Raw genomic sequence first — 21,830 nt, forward strand, 5'->3', positions numbered from 1 at the left:
GTATCGGCCGGCGACATGAAGCTTATAAATCAGGTTGTGAAGTAAGATAATGCCAACCTATCACCAAGTTGCGGTGACAATTGATTTGATGATGAGACAGTCAGACTGTTCTACTTAAAACCTGTTGAATCCATAGGCTCATCGTGAAGCCGCAAGGATGATGAGGAAAGTAGAAGCACATATCCATCAGGGCCAGAGATTTAACTCAGTAACAGGCCGAATATATGGGTGCAATGAACTCTTCTCAAATTGAAATCAAATGTCTTGCAAACGGGATGGGTCCATATATGTATTCACAGCGTGTCACTGAGGTGCATATGCATAAGGCCTGCGGCAGGCAATGAGTTGCACGATCAGCCGGAAGCCATTCCAAACCCAAACCACTCCCCCGCCATCGGCAGAAACCACTGAGATGGAAAAGGCCCGCGTTCGAGGCGCGGGCCTTTTCCTTTCTCGGAATAAGAAAAAGCCCCGATGCCAAAGGTATCGGGGCTTTCTTTTTTAAGGTGCTAAGCTTCTGAGCTTATAGACCGACATTGCGTCTAGCGCAGGAAAAATCGTTTTAGAGCCAGGCATCTTGCCGCGAAGTTTAGTGAACTAAACGAGTGGCAAGATAACGCCGCTATAGACGATTTTAACCAGCTAGAATTACATCATGCCGCCCATTCCGCCCATACCACCCATACCGCCCATATCAGGCGCAGCCTCTTCCTTTGGCAGCTCGGCTACCATGGCTTCGGTGGTGATCATCAGACCGGCAACAGAGGCCGCGAACTGCAGCGCAGAACGAGTAACCTTGGTTGGATCCAGGATACCCATTTCCAGCATGTCGCCGTAAGTGTCGTTACCGGCGTTGTAACCATAGTTACCGCTGCCGTTCTTAACGTTGTTGGCGACAACAGAGGCTTCTTCACCTGCGTTGGTAGCGATCTGGCGCAGTGGGGCTTCCATGGCGCGCAGGGCGATAACCACACCGTGCTTCTGATCTTCGTTGCTCACGTCCAGCTCACCAATCTTGGAGGCAACGCGAACCAGGGCAACACCGCCCCCAGGAACCACACCTTCTTCAACGGCGGCGCGGGTAGCGTGCAGCGCATCTTCAACGCGGGCTTTCTTCTCTTTCATTTCCACTTCGGTAGCGGCACCGACTTTGATTACCGCAACACCGCCGGCCAGCTTGGCCATACGCTCTTGCAGTTTTTCTTTGTCGTAATCTGAAGTCGATTCTTCAACCTGCTGCTTGATCTGGGCAACACGGGCTTGAATTTGAGACTCTTCACCGCTGCCATCAATGATGGTGGTGTTGTCTTTGGTGATAACCACGCGCTTGGCGGTACCCAGGTCTTCCAGAGTGGCTTTTTCCAGCTCCAGGCCAATCTCTTCGGCGATAACAGTACCACCGGTCAGGATAGCGATATCCTGCAGCATGGCCTTGCGACGGTCACCGAAACCAGGCGCCTTAACGGCAGCCACTTTAACGATACCGCGCATGTTGTTGACAACCAGAGTCGCCAGGGCTTCGCCTTCAACGTCTTCGGCAACAATCAGCAGTGGCTTGCCTGTCTTGGCCAGGCCTTCGAGGATAGGCAGCAGCTCACGGATGTTGGAGATCTTCTTGTCAACCAGCAGGATGAATGGGTTGTCCAGTTCAACAGAGCCGGTTTCAGCCTTGTTGATGAAGTAAGGAGACAGGTAACCGCGGTCGAACTGCATACCTTCTACTACGTCCAGTTCGTTTTCCAGCGCCTGACCTTCTTCAACTGTGATCACGCCTTCTTTGCCCACTTTTTCCATCGCGGTGGCGATGATTTCACCGATAGACTCATCAGAGTTGGCAGAGATGGTACCTACCTGAGCGATAGACTTGGAGTCGGAGCAATCCTGAGACAGGGCTTTCAGCTCGGCAACGGCGGCGATTACAGCCTTGTCGATACCGCGCTTCAGATCCATTGGGTTCATACCGGCGGCAACGGCTTTCAGACCTTCGGTCACGATAGCCTGGGCCAGTACTGTGGCGGTAGTGGTACCGTCACCGGCAGCGTCGTTGGCCTTGGAAGCAACTTCCTTAACCATTTGCGCGCCCATGTTTTCAAACTTGTCTTCCAGTTCAATCTCTTTGGCGACTGAAACACCGTCTTTGGTGATCAGTGGTGCACCGAAGCTCTTTTCCAGAACGACGTTGCGGCCTTTAGGGCCCAGAGTCACTTTTACTGCGTTAGCCAGAACATTCACGCCCGCCAGCATTTTTACGCGAGCGTCATTGCCAAATTTTACTTCTTTAGCTGCCATGTTGATTATCCTTAAATTTTTCGATTACTTTGGAAGGTTTTCAATGGTTCGAGTGGCTTATTCCACTACGGCCATCAGGTCAGCTTCTGACAGGATCAGGACTTCTTCACCGTCAATCTTCTCTTTCTTGACACCGTAACCTTCGTTGAAGATCACTACGTCACCTACCTTCACGTCCAATGGCTTAATGTCACCGTTTTCGAGGATGCGGCCATTGCCAACAGCCAGTACTTCACCACGGGTAGACTTTTCGGCTGCGCTGCCGGTCAGTACGATGCCACCGGCCGAAGTGCTTTCAACTTCCAGGCGTTTGACGATCACGCGGTCATGTAATGGACGAATATTCATCTATGGATTCTCCTAATGATTTTTGCCCAATATGAGGCGGTTCATGGTTTATGTAAAAGACGGCCAGGCCAACAGGCTTTAGCCGCTTGATGTTGGCTTATATGGGGCCGGATTTGGCACTTCCAAGGGGACAGGTCAAAATTTTTTGAAAATTTTTGACCCTCGTTTTTTAAAGCCGGGGCAATCCTGTTAGAATCGCGCTTCCGCACGATTTACTTCATCCATTTCACAAGAGGCAGATACGGGCCATGAGAGACAGACACGGGCTGCTCAGTCAGCCGATAGGTCGTGTACTGCTTAATATGAGTGTTCCCAACATGTTAGGAATACTCACCGTGCTGGGCTTCAACCTGGTAGACACCTACTTCATCAGTAAGCTGGGCACAGAGGCGCTGGCGGCGATCAGCTTCACCTTCCCTGTTACCCTGGTGGTGTCCAGTATTGCCATAGGCATAGGCGCCGGGGTGTCCACCAATCTTGGCCGCCTGATAGGCGCCGGGCACGCCCCCAAGGCCAAGGTGTTTCTGCACGACGCCCTGCTGCTGACCTTTATTTTAACTGCCGGGCTATCCTTGCTGGGCAGCTTGTGTATCGACCCGCTGTTTTCCCTGCTTGGCGCCAAAGACGACATACTGCCGCTGGTGCATGAGTATATGAATCTCTGGTATCTGGGGGCGCCGCTGTTGGTGGTGTTGATGGTGGGCAATCAGGGCCTGAGGGCCACTGGCGATACCCGCTCACCGGCGGCAATTTTGTCGCTGGCGGCGCTGATTAACCTGATCCTCGACCCGCTGCTTATCTTTGGTATCGGCCCCTTCCCCAGGCTGGAAATTCAAGGTGCCGCCGTGGCGACCCTGATCTCCTGGTTGGTGGCGCTGTCGCTGTCCAGTTACCTGTTGGTGGTCAAACGCCATATGTTGGTGGCCGCGGGTTGGTGTTTCAGCCGCTTTGCCGATAACTGGAAACAGCTGGCCCATATCGCCCAACCGGCGGCGCTGATGAATATGATCAACCCCCTGGCCAACGCCGCGATTATGGGGATGCTGGCGCGGATAGATCACGCCGCCGTGGCCGCCTTCGGTGCCGGAACCCGGCTGGAGTCCTTGCTGCTGATTGTGGTGATGGGGCTATCTTCCAGCCTGGTGCCCTTTATCGCCCAGAACCTGGGTGCCGGCCAGAAGGAGCGCGCCCGTGAGGCACTGTTGCTGGCGCTGAAGTTTGTGCTCCTGTTCCAGACCCTGCTGTATATTCCGCTGGCGCTGCTGGCGCCGCAAATTGCCGCCCTGTTCAGTACCGACCCTCAGGTGCTGGAATGGCTCAGCTTCTATGTCCTGGTGTTGCCCGCCGCCTATGGCCCGCTGGGCGTGGTGATCATAGTGGCCACCTCGCTCAACGCCTATCACAGACCCATGGCCTCGCTGGTACTGAATCTGTGCCGCCTGTTCCTGCTGATGCTGCCGCTGGCGGCGCTTGGCGCCTTCCTCGGTGGGGTAAAAGGCCTGATGCTGGCACTGCCGGTAACCAACATACTCATGGGCATTGCCAGCTATTATCTGGCCAGCAACATCAGCGAACCGCAAAAAATCAAATCCCCCTGCCCCAACGAGGGATGATAAAGGACAGGAGACAAGGATGGCCAAACGTCTGACCCAAGAGCAGTTTTTCAGGGCCTTTGAATGCGCCGAGAGCGGCGCCATCTGCGATGCCGAGCAGTTAAAGGCACAATTGGCAGACCCGGAAATCGGCGCCGCACTGACGGCTATTGCCGGTGAATTTGCCAAGACTGCCGATAGCCTAATGACCATAGCCGAGCTGCAGAGCATGGAAGAGCTGCATTATGTGGCCGCCAATCTCAATTGGGACAACGGCCTTGAAAGCCCGGCCGCCATACTCAATCACCCTCTCTGTGATGCCGGCACAGCCTTGCTGCTCTACTGGTATGGGCAGGGCTTTTTCCATTCAAACCCGGCAGACGCTGAGCCGGAGGAGAAGGCGCTGTTCGACCGCCTGATAACCCGCTTCAGCCAGGGGGATTTCGCCAGCTATCGCATCGCTTTTGATGCCATCAAAGAAGACATGTTGCCGCCTCTGAAACAGATGCAGGAACGTGGCTGGCAGTTTCCCGGCATCTTACTGGCGCCCTACAGCACCATGGAGATAGCCACCTATCAGGGCGACTATCAGACTTGGGTTAATCAATTGCTCGGCAAAGGCTGAACAAGTCCGATCTCTGTTAGCGGCGCTTGCCCGGTATCCTCTATACAGCTTTAATCGCCGCTTTTTCGGAGCCTTCCCCATGCCCTTTGTGCCTTCTGTCGATTTGCTTATCTGGCTAGCACTGATGTTGGCGGTGCCTTTTGCGCTGCTGCGCCGTTTTCCCATCGCACTCTTGCTGCTCGCCACCAGCCTGCTACTGGCGCTGTTTTTGGGCCGCATTGCAGCGCCGACTCTGATACTTGTGGGCCTATTGCTGGCGCTGGCATTTAAGTTGCCCAAATGGCGCCAGCGGTTTTGCCGACAGGCAAATTCAGCCAAGAATGCGGCGGCGAATAATGAAGCAAGCGAGCAGGGCCACATACGGCTCAAGCAGCTTGCCGTTTATGGCACTCAGGGCTTGATACTGCTGAGCGCCGTGGCACTCACAGTGCATCTGCTGCCGGGCTTTGACAACCTCAAGCTGCTGGATAAAGTGCAAGCCAGCAGCGGCAGTGCACCTTTCAGCATGTATCTCAACCTGGATAAGCCGCTGAGCCTGTTCCTGTTGCTGCTGGCCTGGCCGCTGGTTGCGGGTACGCCGAAACCTCTGCCAAGGCGAAAAATAATCCTACTGGCCTTGCTGTTTGCCACCACGCCTGCGCTGCTGGGGCTGGCAAGTTTAAGCGGCGCCATCAATTGGGATCCCAAGCTGCCGGGCTGGTGGTGGCTGTTTGCGCTCAATAATCTGCTGCTGACCTGCGTCGCCGAAGAGGTGTTGTTTCGCGGCGCATTGCAACAGTATCTGGTCAAGCGCGGCGGCGCCCTGCTTGGGGTAACGGTAGCCAGCGTGCTATTCGGGCTGGCGCACCTGGCCGGGGGTTGGACTCTGGTGCTGTTCGCCGCCCTCGCCGGTGTCCTCTATGGTTTGGTGTTCCAGCTGAGCGGCCGTTTGTGGCTGGCGGCGCTGTGCCACTTCTGCCTCAACTTCTGCCATCTGCTGCTGTTAAGCTACCCTATGGCGCTGCCGCACTAGCTGCGCCACAGGGTTTTGGGGCGATAGGTTTTAGTGCAGCCGGCTTTTACCAGACAGGCTTTACCCAAGCTGCCGCTTGAGAAGGGGCAGCACCATCAAACCCGGGCCAACTGCCGAAGCCTGGCTAGTTCAGTGGCGGCGCGCTCGAAATCAAAGGCCCGCACCGCCCGCTGCAGCCGCTCAAGCGACTCGCGCCAAGGCTGCAGTGCCGAATGCTGAACCAGGGCATCGACCTGCTCCAGCGCTTCTGTGTTGTATTCATCCAGGCTCTGGTTCAGGGCATTGAACTGGGCGGTAAGTGTTGCCACTGACGCACTTGAGCTGGAACTGCCTATTGGAGACAGTGTCTCAAACGTCTGAGGCTTTAATGACGGCTGCGATGACGGTTGCGATGACGGCTGGGGCAAGGCCTCCAGGGCGAAAACCAGTGCCTCCAGCGCTTGCAATAGACTGTCCAGCCGAGAGGCCGGAGGCCAGTTCGACCCATAACTGGTGGCAGCCTTTTGTGCCTGCGAAGCTGAATTGCTCGACATTCAACAGCGCTTTGCCGAGCAGCAAGGGCCCAAGATGGGCAAGCTTATACAGCCCCCTGTCGAAGCCCTTTCGGCCTAGCCTCTGCCGACGCAAAGCACACATGGGACTGGCTCGCACCTCCTTAGAGATTGGCAACGCCACCATCGACCAGTAATTCGGTGCCGATGACAAAACGCGACTCGTCGGATGCGAGGAACACGGCCGCCTTGGCGATTTCCCAAGGCATTCCCATACGACCTATGGGCACCAGTTGCCGAATCTCCTGCTGCAGTGCCTTTTGCTCTTCAGCAGCCAGCCCCAACTTACCCAAAGCCGCAGTCTCTGTCAGCCCGGGGCTTAAACAGTTGACTCTGATGCCAGACTCAAGCAGCTCTGCCGACAGGGTTCGCGCCAGCGACAGCAGCGCCGCTTTACTGGCGGCATAGGCACTGCTTTGCACCAGGCCGATATGCGCGCTGGTTGAACCACAGAGGATGACAGAGGCCGGGTTTGCCAACAGAGGCAAGAGTGATTGGATAAGAAAAAACGGCCCTTTGAGATTCACCGACATCAATCTATCCCAGGCGGTTTCGTCCCAATCCGGCAATGGCAGATGAGTAACGTCTCCGGCATTGGCATACAAGATGTCCAAACGCGGCCACTGGCGACTGAGCGTTTGTGCCAATTCCCGTTGTGAGTTTATATCGCCGGCATCACAGCAAATGGCCAAGGTGTTACCCCCCAACTCTTCCCGAACCCGGTTGAGGGCATTGATGTCGCGCCCAGTGATGGCAACCTTGGCCCCCTCGGCAAGAAACTGCCGTGCGGTTTCCAGGCCTATACCACTGGTACCCCCGGTAACCAAGGCAAACTTATTTTGCAGTCGTTTCATGCATACCTCCCTCTACGCTGTTGGAGGGCGCATTTTATTTGCAATAGTATCCATTGTATAGTAGGTACCTTTTTGATACTAAAGAGGCATTTGGATAGCTATGTCCGCCGCAGAGAGCTCTCAGAAAACAAGTTTAACGGCCGCGCCCTCCTATGAGTTGAATAGCTCTGAACCCTGTCCCATGGTGAGCTTTGTCAATCTCATTTCGGGTAAGTGGGCCATCCCTATTCTCTATCGTTTGATAGTGATCGACTCTCCGGTACGCTTCAGTGAATTGCAGCGGGCCGTAGCCCCCATTACGCAGAAGGAACTGACGCGACAATTACGCCTGTTTGAACGTCGCAAGCTGGTGCAGCGCAAGGTTTACGCCGAAGTGCCGCCGCGTGTGGAGTATCGAATAACCCCATTGGGGAAGTCTTTGAAACCTACCTTGGATTCACTGGCCGACTGGATGCGAACCAAGGGCGCAGATTTGGCTGACGATAGTTGAGAATACGCTGCCGGCCTCTTCACTTTTTGAGGCAACAGGCTGTTTGCCGGCTATGAGAATAAAAAAGACCTTCCGAGCGGAAGGTCTTTTTTATCAGTGTTTGTGCTGATCACCGGCTACCGGGCCGATCATCGTCTTGGTTTTCCGTATCCTGCGACTGAGGGCTGTTTTCACCTCGCTGATGGCCATTTTCACCTCGCTGAGGGCTATCTTCTTCCAGCTGATGGCTCTCCCCACCCAGCTGATGGCTCTCAGGACGCTTATCGGAAGGGTCGGCCTTGCGCTCAAATTCACCTTCGAACACATCACCGCCCTGGCCTCTTTGATGTGGCGGCTCAAAGGGGTTGGCACCGGCTCTGAACTGAGCACCGGCAACCACCTTGAGCTGCATCCGCTGATAGAAATAACGCGCCAGCGGTGCCCGGGTGATTGGAGTCAGCAGGATAAGGCCGATAAGGTCGGTCACAAACCCCGGAATAAGCAGCAGAATACCGGCCATGGCCAGCATCATGCCTTCGACAATCTCTTGCCCCGGTGCTTCACCGGCGGCCAACTTTTTCTGTACCGACATCAGGGTACTCAAGCCCTGGCTGCGAACCAGAGAAACACCGACCACCGCGGTGAGGATCACCAATGCCACTGTGTTCCAGCTGCCCAGAACTTCGCCAACCCGGATAAGCACCGAGAGTTCGACGACAGGGATCAGCACAAAGATGATAAACATTATCAGAAATGGCATGTAGGCCTCATTTTTTGCAGTAGTTGAAAACTAAATGGGGATAACCCGGTCTGATTTCAAGTCCGCAGCCTGCCCCGGGTTTGACGCCTGAGCTCACTGTTTCAGCAAAGCCTTAATGCAAGCTTGCGGCAAAACACGTAAAGTAGACGCTCGATTTTAATCCCCTTGGCTTAAGTCAGGTTTAATTTAACCCGCTCATTATGGACATAAAATCTCAACAAGCGCTGCTGGTTTTTTGCAGTTGCCCGGATACAGACAGTGCCAAGAGCCTGGCCGCAACCTTGGTACGCGAGTCGCTGGTGGCCTGCGCTCAGGTGAGCCAGACTGTGGATTCGTTTTATGTCTGGCAGGGCGAACTCTGCCAGGAGACTGAAGTCAGCCTGCAGCTCAAGTGTCTGGCCAGCGCCTACCCCAGGCTGGAGCAGAGAATACTCGAACTGCATCCCTATGAAGTACCTGAAATTATTGCTGTGCCCATCAGCCATGGGCTGCCCGCCTATCTGGATTGGATAAAAGACAACACTAAGCTATGAAGAAAATACTTACCCTGCTGCTAGGCAGCCTGTTGCTTCTCAGCCCGCTGGTTCAGGCCGATGGGATCTTTGGCAACAAGCAATTCGATTTTCTCAAGAGTGAACCTGAGCTGATGCCAGTGGATCAGGCCTTTGCCTTCGACTTCAGTCAGCAAGGCAACAAGGTCAAGCTCAGTTGGGTAATAGCCGACGGCTACTACATGTACCGCGACAAACTCAAGTTCAGCATAGATGGCGGTGAACTGGGCGAGATAGCCCTGCCCCAGGGCAAGGGTCACACGGATGAGTATTTCGGTGAGCAGCAGGTGTACTACTCCTTTATCGAGATTCCAGTTGCCATTAAGGAGGCGGGTGAAGCCACCAAGTTATCCGTAACCTTTATGGGCTGCGCCGAGGGCAAGCTCTGCTTCCCGCCCACCACCCGTGACGCCCTGCTTAAACCTGTGGCGGCCAATGATGGGATACTGCCCGATGCCGACAAGGGCGCAGATGCCCAGGCGGCTCCCAAGGGCCAGGCAGTGACCCAACAGGATAACCTGTTGGATAAACTGCTCTCCGGTGACAGCACTCTGCTCAACTATCTGACCTTCTTCGTGTTGGGGATAGGTCTGGCACTGACCCCCTGCGTGTTCCCCATGTATCCCATTCTATCGGGGATTATTGTCGGCCAGGGGCAGAAAGTCTCCACCGGCAAGGCCTTTACCCTGTCGATGGCTTATGTACAGGGTATGGCTATTACCTATTCGCTGCTGGGGCTGGTAGTGGCTTCGGCCGGTCTCAAGTATCAGGCGGCGCTGCAACATCCGGCCGTGCTGATCACCATAGCCGTGCTGTTTGTAGTACTCAGTCTGTCTATGTTTGGCCTCTATGAGCTGCGCCTGCCCGCCAGTTGGCAGCAGAGGATGAACAGCCTCTCCAATAAGCAAAAAGGTGGTAATCTGCTGGGCGTGTTCGTCATGGGTGTGCTTTCGGGCCTGGTGGCCTCGCCCTGTACCACGGCGCCTTTATCGGCAGTACTCGTGTACGTGGCGCAAACCGGCGATCTGCTGCAGGGCTTTTTGACCCTCTACATCCTCAGCATGGGGATGGGACTACCGCTGCTGCTGATAGGCACCTCGGGCGGTAAGTTGCTGCCGCGCGCCGGTACCTGGATGAACATCATCAAGCATGTATTCGGTTTCCTGTTGGTGGCCGTGTCCATCATAATGCTGGGCCGCATCTGGCCTGGATTGGTGTCGGATCTCATGTGGTCTGTGTGGGCCATCGTCTTTGTCGGCTACCTGATGCACCAGAACAAGCTGAGCCAGTTCAACTGGAAACAGACGGTACGCAGCGTGATCCTGACCCTGCTGCTGCTGTCGAGCTTCTCCTATGGTCTCCAGGCGGTAATGAGCGCCATGGGTTACCACTTCATGGGGCAACAGCAAGCCGAGCATCATGCCTTCAAACGGATCAAGTCGCTTGAGGACTTCAAGGCCGAACTGGCGGATGCCAAGGCCGCCGGCAAGCCGGTGATGCTGGATCTCTACGCCGATTGGTGTGTGGCCTGTAAGGAGTTTGAGCAGATCACCTTCAAGAATGCCGAGGTTAAACAGCGGATGGAACAGATGGTGCTGCTGCAAGCCGATGTGACCGCCATGGATGAAACCGATGTCGCTCTGCTGGAGGCCTACGATGTGCTGGGGCTGCCGACACTGTTGTTTATCGATGAACAGGGCCAGTTGAAGAATGAGTTGAGAGTGACAGGTTTCATGGGCCCGAAAGAGTTTGCCGCCCACCTGGATATTTTGCTCAAAAACTAGCGTTCAACACGCCGACATTTCTGAAAAAGCGAATTTATCAGCAGATAAGTTCGCTTTTTTATTTAAATTTAATGCTCTTCTTATAGAATACTCTTTAAACAGCTAGCCTCCTTCCTGAAAGAGCAAAATGGAACCTGCAATTCTCGTTATTACCTTGGCCTGCGGTATGCTGGTCAACCGTATCAATTTACCACCGCTTATCGGCTACCTGGCCGCCGGCTTTGTGCTCTATACCATGGGCATAGAAAATGAAAGCCTGCCGCTGCTCAACCAATTGGCCAGTCTGGGTGTGACCCTGCTGCTGTTTGCCATAGGTCTCAAGCTGGATATCCGCAGCCTGTTCAAGGCCGAAGTCTGGGCAGGCTCCAGCCTGCACCTGATGTTGTCCATGGTAATCTTTGTCCCCATTCTCAAGCTACTGGGCTTGATTGGCCTGGTGCAATTGACCAATCTCACGGTCGAACAGCTGACCCTGCTGGCCTTTGCCCTGAGCTTTTCCAGTACTGTGTTTGCGGTCAAGGTGCTGGAAGACAAGGGCGATATGCAATCTCTCTACGGCCGGGTTGCCATAGGTATTCTGATTATGCAGGATATCTTTGCCGTATTATTCCTGACTATTTCCAAGGGCGAGTTTCCGTCGATATGGGCCTTGGCGCTGCTGTTGCTGCCTCTGGCCAAGCCGCTGATATACAGGGCCTTTGACAAGGTCGGCCACGGTGAACTCCTGGTGCTCTTCGGCCTGGTAATGGCTTTGGTGGTCGGCGCCTGGCTGTTTGAGTCCGTGGGGCTGAAACCGGATCTCGGCGCGCTGATCATCGGCATACTGCTGGCCGGGCACAAGAAGGCATCCGAGCTGGCCAAGTCGCTGTTCTACTTTAAAGAACTGTTTCTGGTGGCCTTCTTCCTCACCATAGGCCTCAACGGCCTGCCGAGCATGACAGATATTATGCTGGCGGTGCTGCTGGTGACTCTGGTGCCGCTGAAAATTCTGCTGTTTGTCTATATCCTTACCCGCTTCAAACTGCGTTCCCGTACCTCAATGCTGGGCTCATTCAACCTGGGTAACTTCAGCGAGTTCGGTCTGATTGTGGCTGCCGTAGCCACCAGCAAAGGCTGGCTGCCCGCCCAATGGCTGGTGATCATTGCTGTGGCCCTGAGCCTGAGTTTCGTGCTGGCGGCGCCGCTCAACGCCATGGTGGGCAGCATCTACCAGAAGTATCAGCAGAAGCTGGTCAAGCTCGAGAAGCACCCACTGCATCCGGAAGACAGGCAGATCCCCGTGGGCAACCCGCGCTTTCTTATTCTGGGTATGGGGCGCATAGGCTCTGGCGCCTACGATGAACTCAAGGCCAGGTTTGATGGTGAGATCCTCGGCATAGAACATAAACAGGAGTTGGTGGACTTCCACCGCGAGCAAGGGCGTAATGTGGTACAGGGCGATGCCTCGGATACCGACTTCTGGGAAAAACTCGACCGAGCTCCGGCGCTGGAACTTGTGCTACTGGCGATGCCGTACCATGCGGGTAACATGTTTGCGGTTGAACAGCTCAAGAAACTGGATTACCAAGGCAAGATCAGCGCCATAGTGCAGTATGGTGATGATGCCGTGGCCCTGCGCGAATCCGGCGTTCACAGCGTTTATAATCTCTACGAGGCCGCCGGTGCCGGTTTCGTTGAGCATGTGGTCTGTGAACTGCTGGCGGCCGAAACCGTCAATGAATCGCCCGCCAAGGAAGCCGCATCCTGATATTTTTCGGCATCATTTAGCCTCACTCGCCGTTAGCGGACTGAGTGAGGCTTTTCTCTTGTTCCCATAGATATCTCCTTAATCTGCCCTTGGGCGCAATCCGAATAAAAATCTCACTTACACCTCAGTGACAGAAATGATATAACAACAGAAAAGCAGTCATTTATGTTGCTGTTCGAACGTTTTTTTGCGGAATCCATAAGAGCATGTCGAATCCTGCCCCCAGCGTTACCAAACTCTTTGTCAAAACCTTCGGCACCAAGCCGGATGCCCTGTATCAGGCCCCCGGGCGGGTCAACCTTATCGGGGAACACACAGACTATAACGAAGGTCTGGTGCTGCCGGCAGCAATCAACTTTCACACCATAATCGCGGTCAAACGCCGTGACGATGACAAGTTCCGCGCCGTATCGGGTGCCTTTCCCGGCATTTTTGAATGGCACTATGGCGATGAAGGCAGCATGAGCGAGGATGAGGGCTGGGTCAGTTATCTCAAGGGCTTTACCTCGGCCATGGCCCAGAGTGGCCTGCCGGCTCGCGGCCTGGACCTGGCAGTGATCGGCAATGTGCCGGCCAACGCCGGATTGGCCTCATCGGCCTCGCTGGAAATCGCCTTCGGCACCGCCATCAATGACACCAGTCAACTGCACTTGTCGCCGCTGGCGATTGCACAACTGGCGCAGCGGGGCGAAAACCACTATGTCGGCTATGGCTGCGGCATCATGGATCAGATCACCTGTGCCATGGCCGAAGCCGGTGCGGCACTGTTGATCGATTGCCTGGATCTGGACTGCGAGAGCGTGCCCTTCCCAGACGATCTCAGCCTGCTGATCATCAATTCCGGCTTGCCCTCCATCGCCCACAGCACAGAGTTTGGCGAACGCCGCTTGCAATGCGAGCAGGTGGCCGGTCATTTCGGATTGGATACCCTGCGCCACTTGTCACTCAGGGCGCTGCAAAGCGCCGAAGATGAACTGGACCCGGTTGCCTTTCGCCGTGCCCGCCATGTGATCAGTGAAAACCAACGCACCCAGAGCGCCTGCCGCGCCCTGGAGCAGGGCGATATCGCCAGGCTCAGCAAACTGATGGCCGAATCACACCGCTCGATGCGCGATGACTTTGAAATCAGCCATCCGGCAATTGATACCCTGGTGGAGCTGATAGCCGAAGTCGTCGGCGAACGCGGCGGAGTACGGATGACAGGCAAGGGCTTTGGCGGCTGCGTCATCGCCCTGGTGGAACATGAGTTGACCGACAAGGTGATAGCCGCCGTTGAGCAGCAATATCCGGCTAAAACCGAGCTGGAGGCCAGTGTGTACCTATGCAGCCCCAGCGACGGAGCCAGCCGCCTGGACTGAATTGTAGCCCTTAAGCCAAAAGGAACTAGCAGATGATACGTTTCAGCGCACTCGACAGTTGGGAAGATCCCCGCGGCGGCCAGATAGAAAGAATCAGAATCGACAACGGCATTCTGGCACTGGAAGTGCTCAGTCTCGGTGGCATTATTCGCTCACTGTGGGCACCGGATCGCCACGGTGAACGAACCAATATCGTGCTTGGCTGTGACTCTGCAGCCGATTATCTGGCCCAGGACGCCTGTTTGGGCGCCGCTGTGGGGCGTTACGCCAATCGCATCAAGCAAGGTCAAATCAACTGCCGCGGCAAGACTTTTTCTCTGGATAAGAACTTCAACGGCCACTGCCTGCATGGCGGCCGCGAAGGCTTTCATCGGCGCCTGTGGCAACTGGGCACACTGCCGGACGGGGTGCGCCTCAGCCTGATAAGCCCGGATGGCGACATGGGCTTTCCCGGTGAATGCCGGGTACAGCTGGACTATCGTTTGGCGGGCAACAACCTGTTTGTTGAGTTTATGGCCTCAAGCAGCCAAGACTGCCCTGTGAGCCTGACCCAGCACAGCTATTTCAACCTCGATGGCCGGGCGGATATCACTGAGCACCAGTTGCAACTCGATAGCAACAAAACCCTGGCAACCGACTCTGAAGGCATTCCCTGCGGCATAGTCGATACCCAAGGCAGCATGTTGGATCTCAGTCAGGGCAAGGCACTCAAGACGCTGCTGGGGCAGCCGGAACTAGCCGCCGGCCAAGGGTTGGATCACTGCTTTATCAGCCGACAACAGAAAGATGAGCTCTGGCGTGTGGGCCGTTTGAGCGCGCCGCTATCGGGTCGCGGCCTGACACTGTATACCAATCAACCCGGAGTGCAACTTTACACCGGCGCCGGGCTCGAAGGCGTCAAGGGTCGTAAGGGCCAGGCGATGAAGGCCTGGCAGGGTGTCTGTCTTGAGCCGCAAATGCTGCCGGACGGCGCCAATCAGCCACAGCTGCACGGCGATCCCTGGATAACACCCGGACAAGTCTATCACCATTTGAGCCGCTACGAGTTCGATACCCAGGCATGACCAAACTCTATTTCAACGCCGAGGATCTCGGCCAGATCAGCATAGGCGCCTTTGCCTTGTCCGTGCCCATCTCTTTTTCCGAGGAGGCCTGGATGCTGGCGGCCAATCTGCCGATGGTGAATCTGGTGCTGGTGGTGGTATTGAGCCTGAGCTTTATCGCCCTGTTTGCTTATCAGAGTGTGTTTCAGGCCAATATCAAGGCCAGGGTGTGGGTGTTCTGGCTGCGGATCCTGCTGGCTTATGCCCTGACCTTGCTGGTGGTGAGTGTCGTCTTACTGGCCCTGGATAAATGGCCATTGTTGAGCGATCCCTTACTGGCGCTGAAGCGCACCCTGCTGATCGCCATGCCGGCCTCTATGGGCGCCATCATAGTCGATAGCTTCGATAAAGAATAATCGACTATCGCCGGATATTGATTGTCGTATTTCATTGACATCAAAATTCAATTTAAAATTTCATCATCAATAAAGGAAGATCGGGTTAAACCTACATCATTCACCCCATATTGGCTTGGGTTGTATAGTTTAATTTCTGCCAGTATTTGCTGTGATGAAAATCTGACAATTATTCATCTTTAACCCAGCTATTAAATTGTCATACCAAAGCTAAGATCCCATTCCAGTACTGGAACCAAATGCAAACCACTGGCATTCAAGGCGATTAATGGCTCTGCGATTGACTTATGCACCAAATAATCCATCATCCCTGGAATTTGGAAAATACATCTCTTTTCAAGAGGTATTTTAGATAACTTATTAGAGTCCAGTCGGCAATTCCTTGGATTTCTTACTTCACCATCCTCTAAAATCCCAGTGTATTTTCCATTATCAAAGTCATAAGCATCAATATTATTATCTACGACTAAAATTGAATATGAATGTACACTTTCATCATTATGGGTATATAAAGCTGGGAGTAACTGAACCTGATAAAGATCAAAGTATTCCAGCACTTTACTTATTCTGTTTGACAGTAATGGATCACTTAATGCAGTCATTGCTTCGATCAGCGGAATAGCCTCATTATCATCTGCCCCAGATTCAACCTGAATAGGCATTTTAAGGCAAGTCGGTTGTCTAAAAGTTAAATAATGACTTTTACTGCAGGAAACATAAGGGGAAGGCACCTTTCCAGAGCCACATATCAGTACATAATATTCTTCGTTAATATCTGGTATCATTATTCTCCAACTTATAAATCATCGTCTTAAAATGTCAGCGTTCGACTGTCCGGTATACCCGGACCATCGCTTCAGTGAACTGAAGTCGGACGGCCGGGCATAGGGATATCAGTCGTCGAAGCTATCATCCCAATCGTCATCGAAATCATCACCCATGTTGTCGGCTTCGACCTCGACCTCAGGTTCCGGCTTGGGCTTACGCGCGGGAGCGCTGTCTTTGACGTTGTTCAGATTGACTCTGGCCTGCTGCTTTTGCATAAACTCGCTGCGGACCGCTTTGAATGCACTACCGAACTCACGCTCGGCAGCCTTGGCTTCATCCTCACCCAGATCATGCAAGTTGGGTTTAACTATATCTTCCACGTATTCAATAATCGCATTACGCTGAGAGTTGAACAGGTAGATACGTCCAGGAGATGCCTCGGGTAACTGATTGTCATGGACGACGATAGCATTGCCACGTGCGGTTCTGAGCTCGCCATACCAAACTTGTTTCTTTGCAGTGTTATACATATATGCCAATACCCTTAAATCAACACATACACCAGAGAAGTTGCCAATAAGTCGCTGCGCATAGTGCCTGGACTTGCTCGCGCCTTCCCTAAAGTTTTTCGGCCAAAGAAGCGCACTACTGCTCACTTTGCCACAATAGGTTTCCACCTTTGGGAGGTGGAGTTTTCAAGTGCGTATTCTTACAGAATCTTTCCGAGAATCAATGCTACAAACCGTGATTTTTCCAACTAAATAACGATTAATTTTTCATGACAGCACCCTCGAGTGCTCTCACAAAGGACTTTAGCCCAAATTTCCATCAGGGCAAGTTGAATTTTGCACGCAAACGCCTTAAGGCTGCATGTTACAGCCAAACAGCGGCGACAGAGAAAAAGCTGCCGAGCGAGTGTTCAGCAGCCATAGGGTGTTGAGCGTCAGTAGCTACTTACTTCAGTGTCAGCACGACCTTGCCCGAGTGACTTCCGGATTCCAACAAGTGATGTGCCGCAATGCACTCTTGCAGCGGGAAACTGGCAAAAATATGTGGCTTCAGGGCACCTTCATTCAATAACGGCCAGACCTTGGCCTTGAGATCGGCAGCAATCGCCGCCTTGGCCGCTACGCTTTGAGGCCTCAGAGTCGAGCCGGTCCAAACAATACGTTTGGCCATCAGGCGAAAGATATCCACTTCAGCCTTGGCCCCCCTTTGCATGGCAATGGACACCATGCGGCCATCACAGGCGAGTACCTTGAGATTCTTGTTGGCAAAGTCTCCGCCTGCCATATCCAGCACCACATCGACACCCTTGCCCTGGGTCCAGTCCAACACAGGCTCGACAAAGTCCTGTCGGCGGTAGTCAATCGCGAGTTCGGCTCCCAGTTGCTGACACCAGGCGCATTTCTCAGGACTGCCGGAAGTCACCAGTACCCTGGCGCCAAAGGCCTTGGCCAGCGCTATGGCGCTGCTGCCGATACCCCCAGAGCCGCCGTGGATGAGCACTGTCTCGCCTTGCTGCAACCCGGCTCGCATAAACAGATTGCCCCACACAGTAAAGAAAGTCTCGGGAATCGCCGCGGCTTCTTCCAGACTCCAGCCCCTGGGAATAGGCAAACAATGATCGGCCCAGGTGAGCACATACTCACTGTAACCGCCTCCCGGCACCAGGGCACAGACCTCTTGCCCGGTCTGCCATTGTGCTACGCCCTGCCCCAGCGCCACTATCTCGCCGGCCACTTCCAACCCCAGCACGGGGGAAGCGTCTGCCGGCGGCGGATAGTTGCCTTTACGCTGGGCCAGATCCGGGCCATTGACCCCGGCCGCCGCCACCCGAATCAACACCTGACCCGGACCGGGTTTGGGGATCTCCACATCCGTCAGATAAAGCACCTCGGGCTGCCCGGGTGTGTCGAAAGTCACCTGTCTCATACACTGCTCCTTGATAACTGAGCCACTGCCGAAAGATTTGCCTCTGACGTTAATCCAGAGGTCAAGCCTGGCAGAGACTGATACCTAGCCAACACAGTAGCAGAAGCCGTCTCAGGCTCATACCCGCATCAAGGAAGATGAGAACAAGTCCCATCCATGCACTGCATCGACTTACAGGCCTGGATGCAAGGCGTGCTTCACTGTAAATGGCTTCAGTCTTTTGCCAGAAGCACAACAAAGCCGCCAGGCAAAATTCAGCTTCGGCGAATTTAAATGTAAATTCCATTAATTTCATTGCGTTATAAATCTATTCTAGCTCGCGGTGACCAAGGAAATCCTCGCTGTTTTCCCTTGGAATAAAAAATAGACAATTTTATATTGTATATTTTATTCTTTTGCTTCTATGATGAAACACTGATTTACCCTGAATAAAGTGTTGTGCACAGTCAGGCAGTATCGGCAAACGGCGCAGGAGGTCACTTTAACCACTAAAGATCTGCAACAGCAGACTCAAATAAAATGGAGAAAACCAATGAAGATCAGCCCACTGGTCGCCAGTATCGGCCTGCTTTCCGGCATGGCATTCAGCCAACAGACGTTTGCACAGCCCTCCTCCCCCCAAGCTTCCTCACCTCATTCCGCCGCCAGGCTGCACGGTCACCCCTTACTGCCCGCTCAAGCCAACGAGCAAGCGAGACTGGCCTCTCACGCGCGGCTTAAGCGTGAGGCCAACTCTCAAGCTAAGAGGCAGACAAAGGCTTCGTTGCCGGCGCCGCCGCAGGCCTTTAGCAGTCAGTCGGTGGCGCACCAGGTAATTGAAGGACATGCCGTTGACAAAAAAACGCCCCAAAAACGCCAAGCCGTCGAAAGCCTCAACCTGATGAGCCGCTCGGCAGCCGGCGATCTGCAGATGCAGGCCGACAGCAGCTGCGATGAGCTGACAGGCCTCAATGGTCAGGCACTGGTCGATGCATTAAGCGCCGCCACGCCTGCTTGTGTCGGTGCCTTTTACAGCCTGGTGGGCAGTCAGGCCACCGCCAGCTTCAGCCAGGCCAATGTGCTGGCAGTAGCCAACGCCATAGACGGCCGTGCCGAAAGCTACACAGGAACTGACACCCAAGGGCTGGAATCCTTGATAAACTTTGTCCGCGCCGCCCTCTATGTGCAGTTTTATCATCCGGAAGATGTGCCCGCCTATGATGTCTCGGTAACCACGGCGTTAAGCGGCGCACTGGATAGTCTGTTCAACAATCCCAAGAGCTGGACAGTTTCCGAGGCCAATGCCGGGGTTCTCAAAGAAGCGTTGATCCTGGTGGATTCGGCCAATCTGGGCGCCGAATTCAACTGGGTAACCATCAAGGTACTCAACGAATACGACAGTGACTGGCAGGCGCTGTTTGGCATGAATGCCGCCGCCAATGCTGTGTTTACTACCCTGTTCCGGGCTCAGTGGAACAACGAAATGCAAGCGCTGTTCGCCCGGGATCAGAGCATTCTCGACGCCCTCAATCAGTTTCAACTTGAGCAGCGCCAACTACTGGGAACCAACGCCGAATACCTGCTGGTCAATGCGGTACGTGAGATGTCCCGCCTCTACTACATAGAGGCGATGAAGCCCAGGGTCACGACTCTGGTCAAGGCGGTAATCGACAGCAGCAGTAAAGAGGACAGCAGCCGCGCCATCTGGCTCGCCGCTGCAGAAATGGCCGACTACTATGACCGCAGCCAGTGCAACTACTACGGCATTTGCGGCTTCAAATACCAACTGGAGCAGGACACCCTGAGTTTCAACTGGAAGTGCTCGGATACCCTGAAGATGCGCGCCCAGGATCTGTATCAGGATCAGGCAAGCTGGATCTGCGAAGTGCTCAGCGGCCAGGAAGCCTACTTCCACAGCAAGCTGGAAACCGGCAATACCCCGGTGAGCGAGGATAACAACGACGACCTTGAGCTGGTGATCTTCAACTCCTCCGGCGACTACCAGTCATTCGCCGGCAGCTTCTTCGGTATCAACACAGACAACGGCGGCATGTATCTTGAAGGCGCGCCGGCCGGGCTCAAGAATCAGGCCCGTTTTATCGCCTATGAAGCCGAGTGGCGCCGCCCCGATTTCCATGTCTGGAACCTGCAGCATGAATATGTGCACTACCTAGATGGCCGCTTCAACCTCCACGGCGACTTTGCCCGCGGCATGTCGGCCGACACCATCTGGTGGGTTGAAGGATTGGCTGAATACATCTCCTACCGGGATGCCAACACCGCAGCCATAGCACTTGGTGAAACCAAGGCATTTGCCCTGTCGCAAATATTCAAAAATACCTATGATTCCGGGCAGGACAGAGTCTATCGCTGGGGCTATCTGGCGGTGCGCTTTATGTTCGAGCGCCATATGGATGATGTTCGCCAGATCCTCAGTCTGCTGCGCAGCGACAACTACAGCGAGTATCAAGCCCTGATAGATGGCATAGGCAGTCGTTATGACAATGAGTGGTACAACTGGCTGACAAGCGGCCTGAGCACGGCGGACAACGGCATAGTGGATAAGGGCCCCAGCGACATAGACGCCGCCCCCAGCGGCCATGAAGGTAACTGGAGTGGCCCGGGCGGCAATATCAGCCGCGACTTTGCCCCCTGCACGGTCAGCGACGAATCCTATCGTTATCAGGAAGGCATGACACCGCTGCTGGATGTGCCAATCGAGTGTATCGACTCGAAAAACGGCCGCGCCAGCCTGGTGTTTGCCAATGAGCAGCGTTCCGACCAAGAGCTGTGGATCAAGGTGGGTGACGGCTGGGGTGATGCCGATATCTATTTCAGCTCCCAAGGCTGGGCCAGCGCCGAAAACAACGAGGGCTTAGGTATAGGCAATGGGAATCACGAGGTGATCAAGGTGCGCCTCAACCCCGACAGCTACTGGCATTACCTGACTCTGGCCGGTGAATTTGGCGGCGTGGATCTATTGCTGTCGACCACAGAAGTCGAAGCCGACCCGGACCCGGCCCAAGGCGGCGGTGATGGCGATGGCAGCGAGCCGGTGGATTGCGGTGCTCCAAGCACAGACTATGGCCAGTTGCTGGCCGGCAAGAATGAATGCCTCAGTGGTGGCCGTTCCAGCTTTTATGTCTGGGTTGAGGAAGATAACACTCGCCTGACCTTCAGCCTCGGCGGCGGCACTGGTGACGCCGATCTCTACTATGCTGCCGATACCTGGGCAGGTACAGCTCACTATGATGCGTTCGCCAAGACCGCAGGCAACAGCGAGACACTGACAGTCACGGCCAATCGCGGCTGGCGTTACCTGGCGGTGGAGAGTGACAGCCAGTATGCCGGTGTCAGCCTGAGCCTGAAAGTGGCCACGGCCGGTGAACCTCAGCCCAGTGTCCTCGAAAATGCCTGCGCCACCAAGGCTCCCCGGAGTTACAGCGAGTTGCAGTCCGGCGCGGCCATCTGCGCCGCCAGTGGCCGGGGAGACTTCTACTTCTATATTGCCGAAGGTACTCAGGAGATTGAAGTTGTCACAGGCCACGGCAGCGGCGATGTCAGCCTCTATGGTGGCACTAGCTGGCCTACGGCCAACAGTTATCAACAGGCATCCACCCAGCAAGGCAACGCAGAGCGTTTGCTGCTGCAGGCGCCAAGCGAAGGTTGGTACTATCTGATGCTGGATGGTGCCAATGCCGAAGGAGTCAGCATCCAGATGCAGGCTCGCTGATAGCGTTACAGTTTGG

General features: G+C 54.6%; 19 protein-coding genes. 11 read left to right on the forward strand and 8 right to left on the reverse strand.

Annotation, left to right across the window (positions count from 1 at the left end):
• Positions 1-648 precede the first annotated feature (648 nt).
• Together groL and N512_RS0112930 are read right to left on the reverse strand one after the other, a co-directional pair.
• On the reverse strand, positions 649-2,289 hold the full coding sequence (groL, locus tag N512_RS0112925) for a chaperonin GroEL (protein ID WP_028780602.1): 1,641 nt from the start codon (positions 2,287-2,289) through the stop codon (positions 649-651).
• 57 nt (positions 2,290-2,346) lie between these two features.
• Positions 2,347-2,637, reverse strand: a complete 291-nt coding sequence (locus N512_RS0112930) for a co-chaperone GroES (RefSeq protein WP_025010152.1) — start codon at positions 2,635-2,637, stop codon at positions 2,347-2,349.
• Between the two features lie 248 nt (positions 2,638-2,885).
• Between N512_RS0112930 and N512_RS0112935 the strand changes: the two genes are divergently transcribed.
• The 3 genes from N512_RS0112935 (at position 2,886) to N512_RS0112945 (ending at position 5,866) form a co-directional block, all read left to right on the forward strand.
• On the forward strand, positions 2,886-4,250 hold the full coding sequence (locus N512_RS0112935) for an MATE family efflux transporter (RefSeq protein ID WP_028780603.1): 1,365 nt from the start codon (positions 2,886-2,888) through the stop codon (positions 4,248-4,250).
• Positions 4,251-4,269: 19 nt separating this feature from the next.
• On the forward strand, positions 4,270-4,854 hold the full coding sequence (locus N512_RS0112940; RefSeq protein WP_028780604.1) for a DUF4274 domain-containing protein: 585 nt from the start codon (positions 4,270-4,272) through the stop codon (positions 4,852-4,854).
• Positions 4,855-4,933: 79 nt separating this feature from the next.
• Positions 4,934-5,866 carry a CPBP family intramembrane glutamic endopeptidase gene (locus N512_RS0112945; protein ID WP_028780605.1) on the forward strand — a complete coding sequence of 311 codons (933 nt, stop codon included), beginning with the start codon at positions 4,934-4,936 and terminating at the stop codon, positions 5,864-5,866.
• Between the two features lie 95 nt (positions 5,867-5,961).
• Here N512_RS0112945 and N512_RS0112950 read toward each other — a convergent pair whose 3' ends face one another.
• Together N512_RS0112950 and N512_RS0112960 are read right to left on the reverse strand one after the other, a co-directional pair.
• Positions 5,962-6,174: a hypothetical protein gene (locus N512_RS0112950; RefSeq protein ID WP_028780606.1), complete on the reverse strand. Its 213-nt coding sequence runs from the start codon at positions 6,172-6,174 to the stop codon at positions 5,962-5,964.
• Positions 6,175-6,521: 347 nt separating this feature from the next.
• A complete protein-coding gene (locus N512_RS0112960; protein WP_028780608.1) occupies positions 6,522-7,271 on the reverse strand; it encodes an SDR family oxidoreductase in 750 nt (249 codons plus the stop codon).
• Between the two features lie 100 nt (positions 7,272-7,371).
• Here N512_RS0112960 and N512_RS0112965 point away from each other — a divergent pair, with 100 nt between their 5' ends.
• The gene (locus N512_RS0112965; RefSeq protein WP_028780609.1) at positions 7,372-7,761 is read left to right on the forward strand and encodes a winged helix-turn-helix transcriptional regulator; all 390 of its coding nucleotides are present in this window, start codon (positions 7,372-7,374) and stop codon (positions 7,759-7,761) included.
• Between the two features lie 109 nt (positions 7,762-7,870).
• On the opposite strand, the gene N512_RS23000 is transcribed toward N512_RS0112965, so the two are convergent.
• Complete coding sequence (locus N512_RS23000; RefSeq protein WP_025887996.1) at positions 7,871-8,500, reverse strand: FxsA family protein; 630 nt, start codon at positions 8,498-8,500, stop codon at positions 7,871-7,873.
• A gap of 200 nt (positions 8,501-8,700) precedes the next feature.
• Between N512_RS23000 and cutA the strand changes: the two genes are divergently transcribed.
• The 6 genes from cutA (at position 8,701) to N512_RS0113000 (ending at position 15,399) form a co-directional block, all read left to right on the forward strand.
• On the forward strand, positions 8,701-9,033 hold the full coding sequence (gene cutA / locus N512_RS0112975) for a divalent-cation tolerance protein CutA (protein ID WP_037475009.1): 333 nt from the start codon (positions 8,701-8,703) through the stop codon (positions 9,031-9,033).
• Positions 9,030-10,835: a protein-disulfide reductase DsbD gene (locus tag N512_RS0112980; protein ID WP_028780611.1), complete on the forward strand. Its 1,806-nt coding sequence runs from the start codon at positions 9,030-9,032 to the stop codon at positions 10,833-10,835. The genes cutA and N512_RS0112980 overlap by 4 nt, the downstream gene beginning before the upstream one ends.
• A gap of 127 nt (positions 10,836-10,962) precedes the next feature.
• Entirely contained in the window at positions 10,963-12,582 is a 1,620-nt protein-coding gene (locus N512_RS23005) for a cation:proton antiporter family protein (protein ID WP_025887992.1), read from the forward strand.
• Positions 12,583-12,788: 206 nt separating this feature from the next.
• A complete protein-coding gene (galK, locus tag N512_RS0112990) occupies positions 12,789-13,940 on the forward strand; it encodes a galactokinase (protein ID WP_028780612.1) in 1,152 nt (383 codons plus the stop codon).
• A gap of 32 nt (positions 13,941-13,972) precedes the next feature.
• Entirely contained in the window at positions 13,973-15,004 is a 1,032-nt protein-coding gene (locus tag N512_RS0112995) for an aldose epimerase family protein (RefSeq protein WP_028780613.1), read from the forward strand.
• Positions 15,001-15,399 (forward strand): DUF2391 family protein, encoded by a 399-nt coding sequence (locus N512_RS0113000; protein WP_025010163.1) that lies wholly within the window; start codon positions 15,001-15,003, stop codon positions 15,397-15,399. Before N512_RS0112995 ends, N512_RS0113000 begins: the two co-directional genes overlap by 4 nt.
• A gap of 191 nt (positions 15,400-15,590) precedes the next feature.
• Here the strand turns inward: N512_RS0113000 and N512_RS0113005 are convergent, their stop codons facing one another.
• The 3 genes from N512_RS0113005 to N512_RS0113015 form a co-directional block, all read right to left on the reverse strand.
• Positions 15,591-16,184: a hypothetical protein gene (locus N512_RS0113005; protein WP_028780614.1), complete on the reverse strand. Its 594-nt coding sequence runs from the start codon at positions 16,182-16,184 to the stop codon at positions 15,591-15,593.
• A 108-nt stretch (positions 16,185-16,292) separates the two neighbouring features.
• A complete protein-coding gene (locus N512_RS0113010; RefSeq protein ID WP_025010165.1) occupies positions 16,293-16,697 on the reverse strand; it encodes a hypothetical protein in 405 nt (134 codons plus the stop codon).
• 424 nt (positions 16,698-17,121) lie between these two features.
• On the reverse strand, positions 17,122-18,102 hold the full coding sequence (locus N512_RS0113015) for an NAD(P)H-quinone oxidoreductase (protein WP_028780615.1): 981 nt from the start codon (positions 18,100-18,102) through the stop codon (positions 17,122-17,124).
• A 577-nt stretch (positions 18,103-18,679) separates the two neighbouring features.
• Between N512_RS0113015 and N512_RS0113020 the strand changes: the two genes are divergently transcribed.
• Positions 18,680-21,814 carry a M9 family metallopeptidase gene (locus N512_RS0113020; RefSeq protein WP_081737172.1) on the forward strand — a complete coding sequence of 1,045 codons (3,135 nt, stop codon included), beginning with the start codon at positions 18,680-18,682 and terminating at the stop codon, positions 21,812-21,814.
• The last annotated feature ends 16 nt before the right edge of the window (positions 21,815-21,830 follow it).

This window comes from Shewanella sp. 38A_GOM-205m, assembly GCF_000518445.1.
Taxonomy (GTDB): domain Bacteria; phylum Pseudomonadota; class Gammaproteobacteria; order Enterobacterales; family Shewanellaceae; genus Shewanella; species Shewanella algae.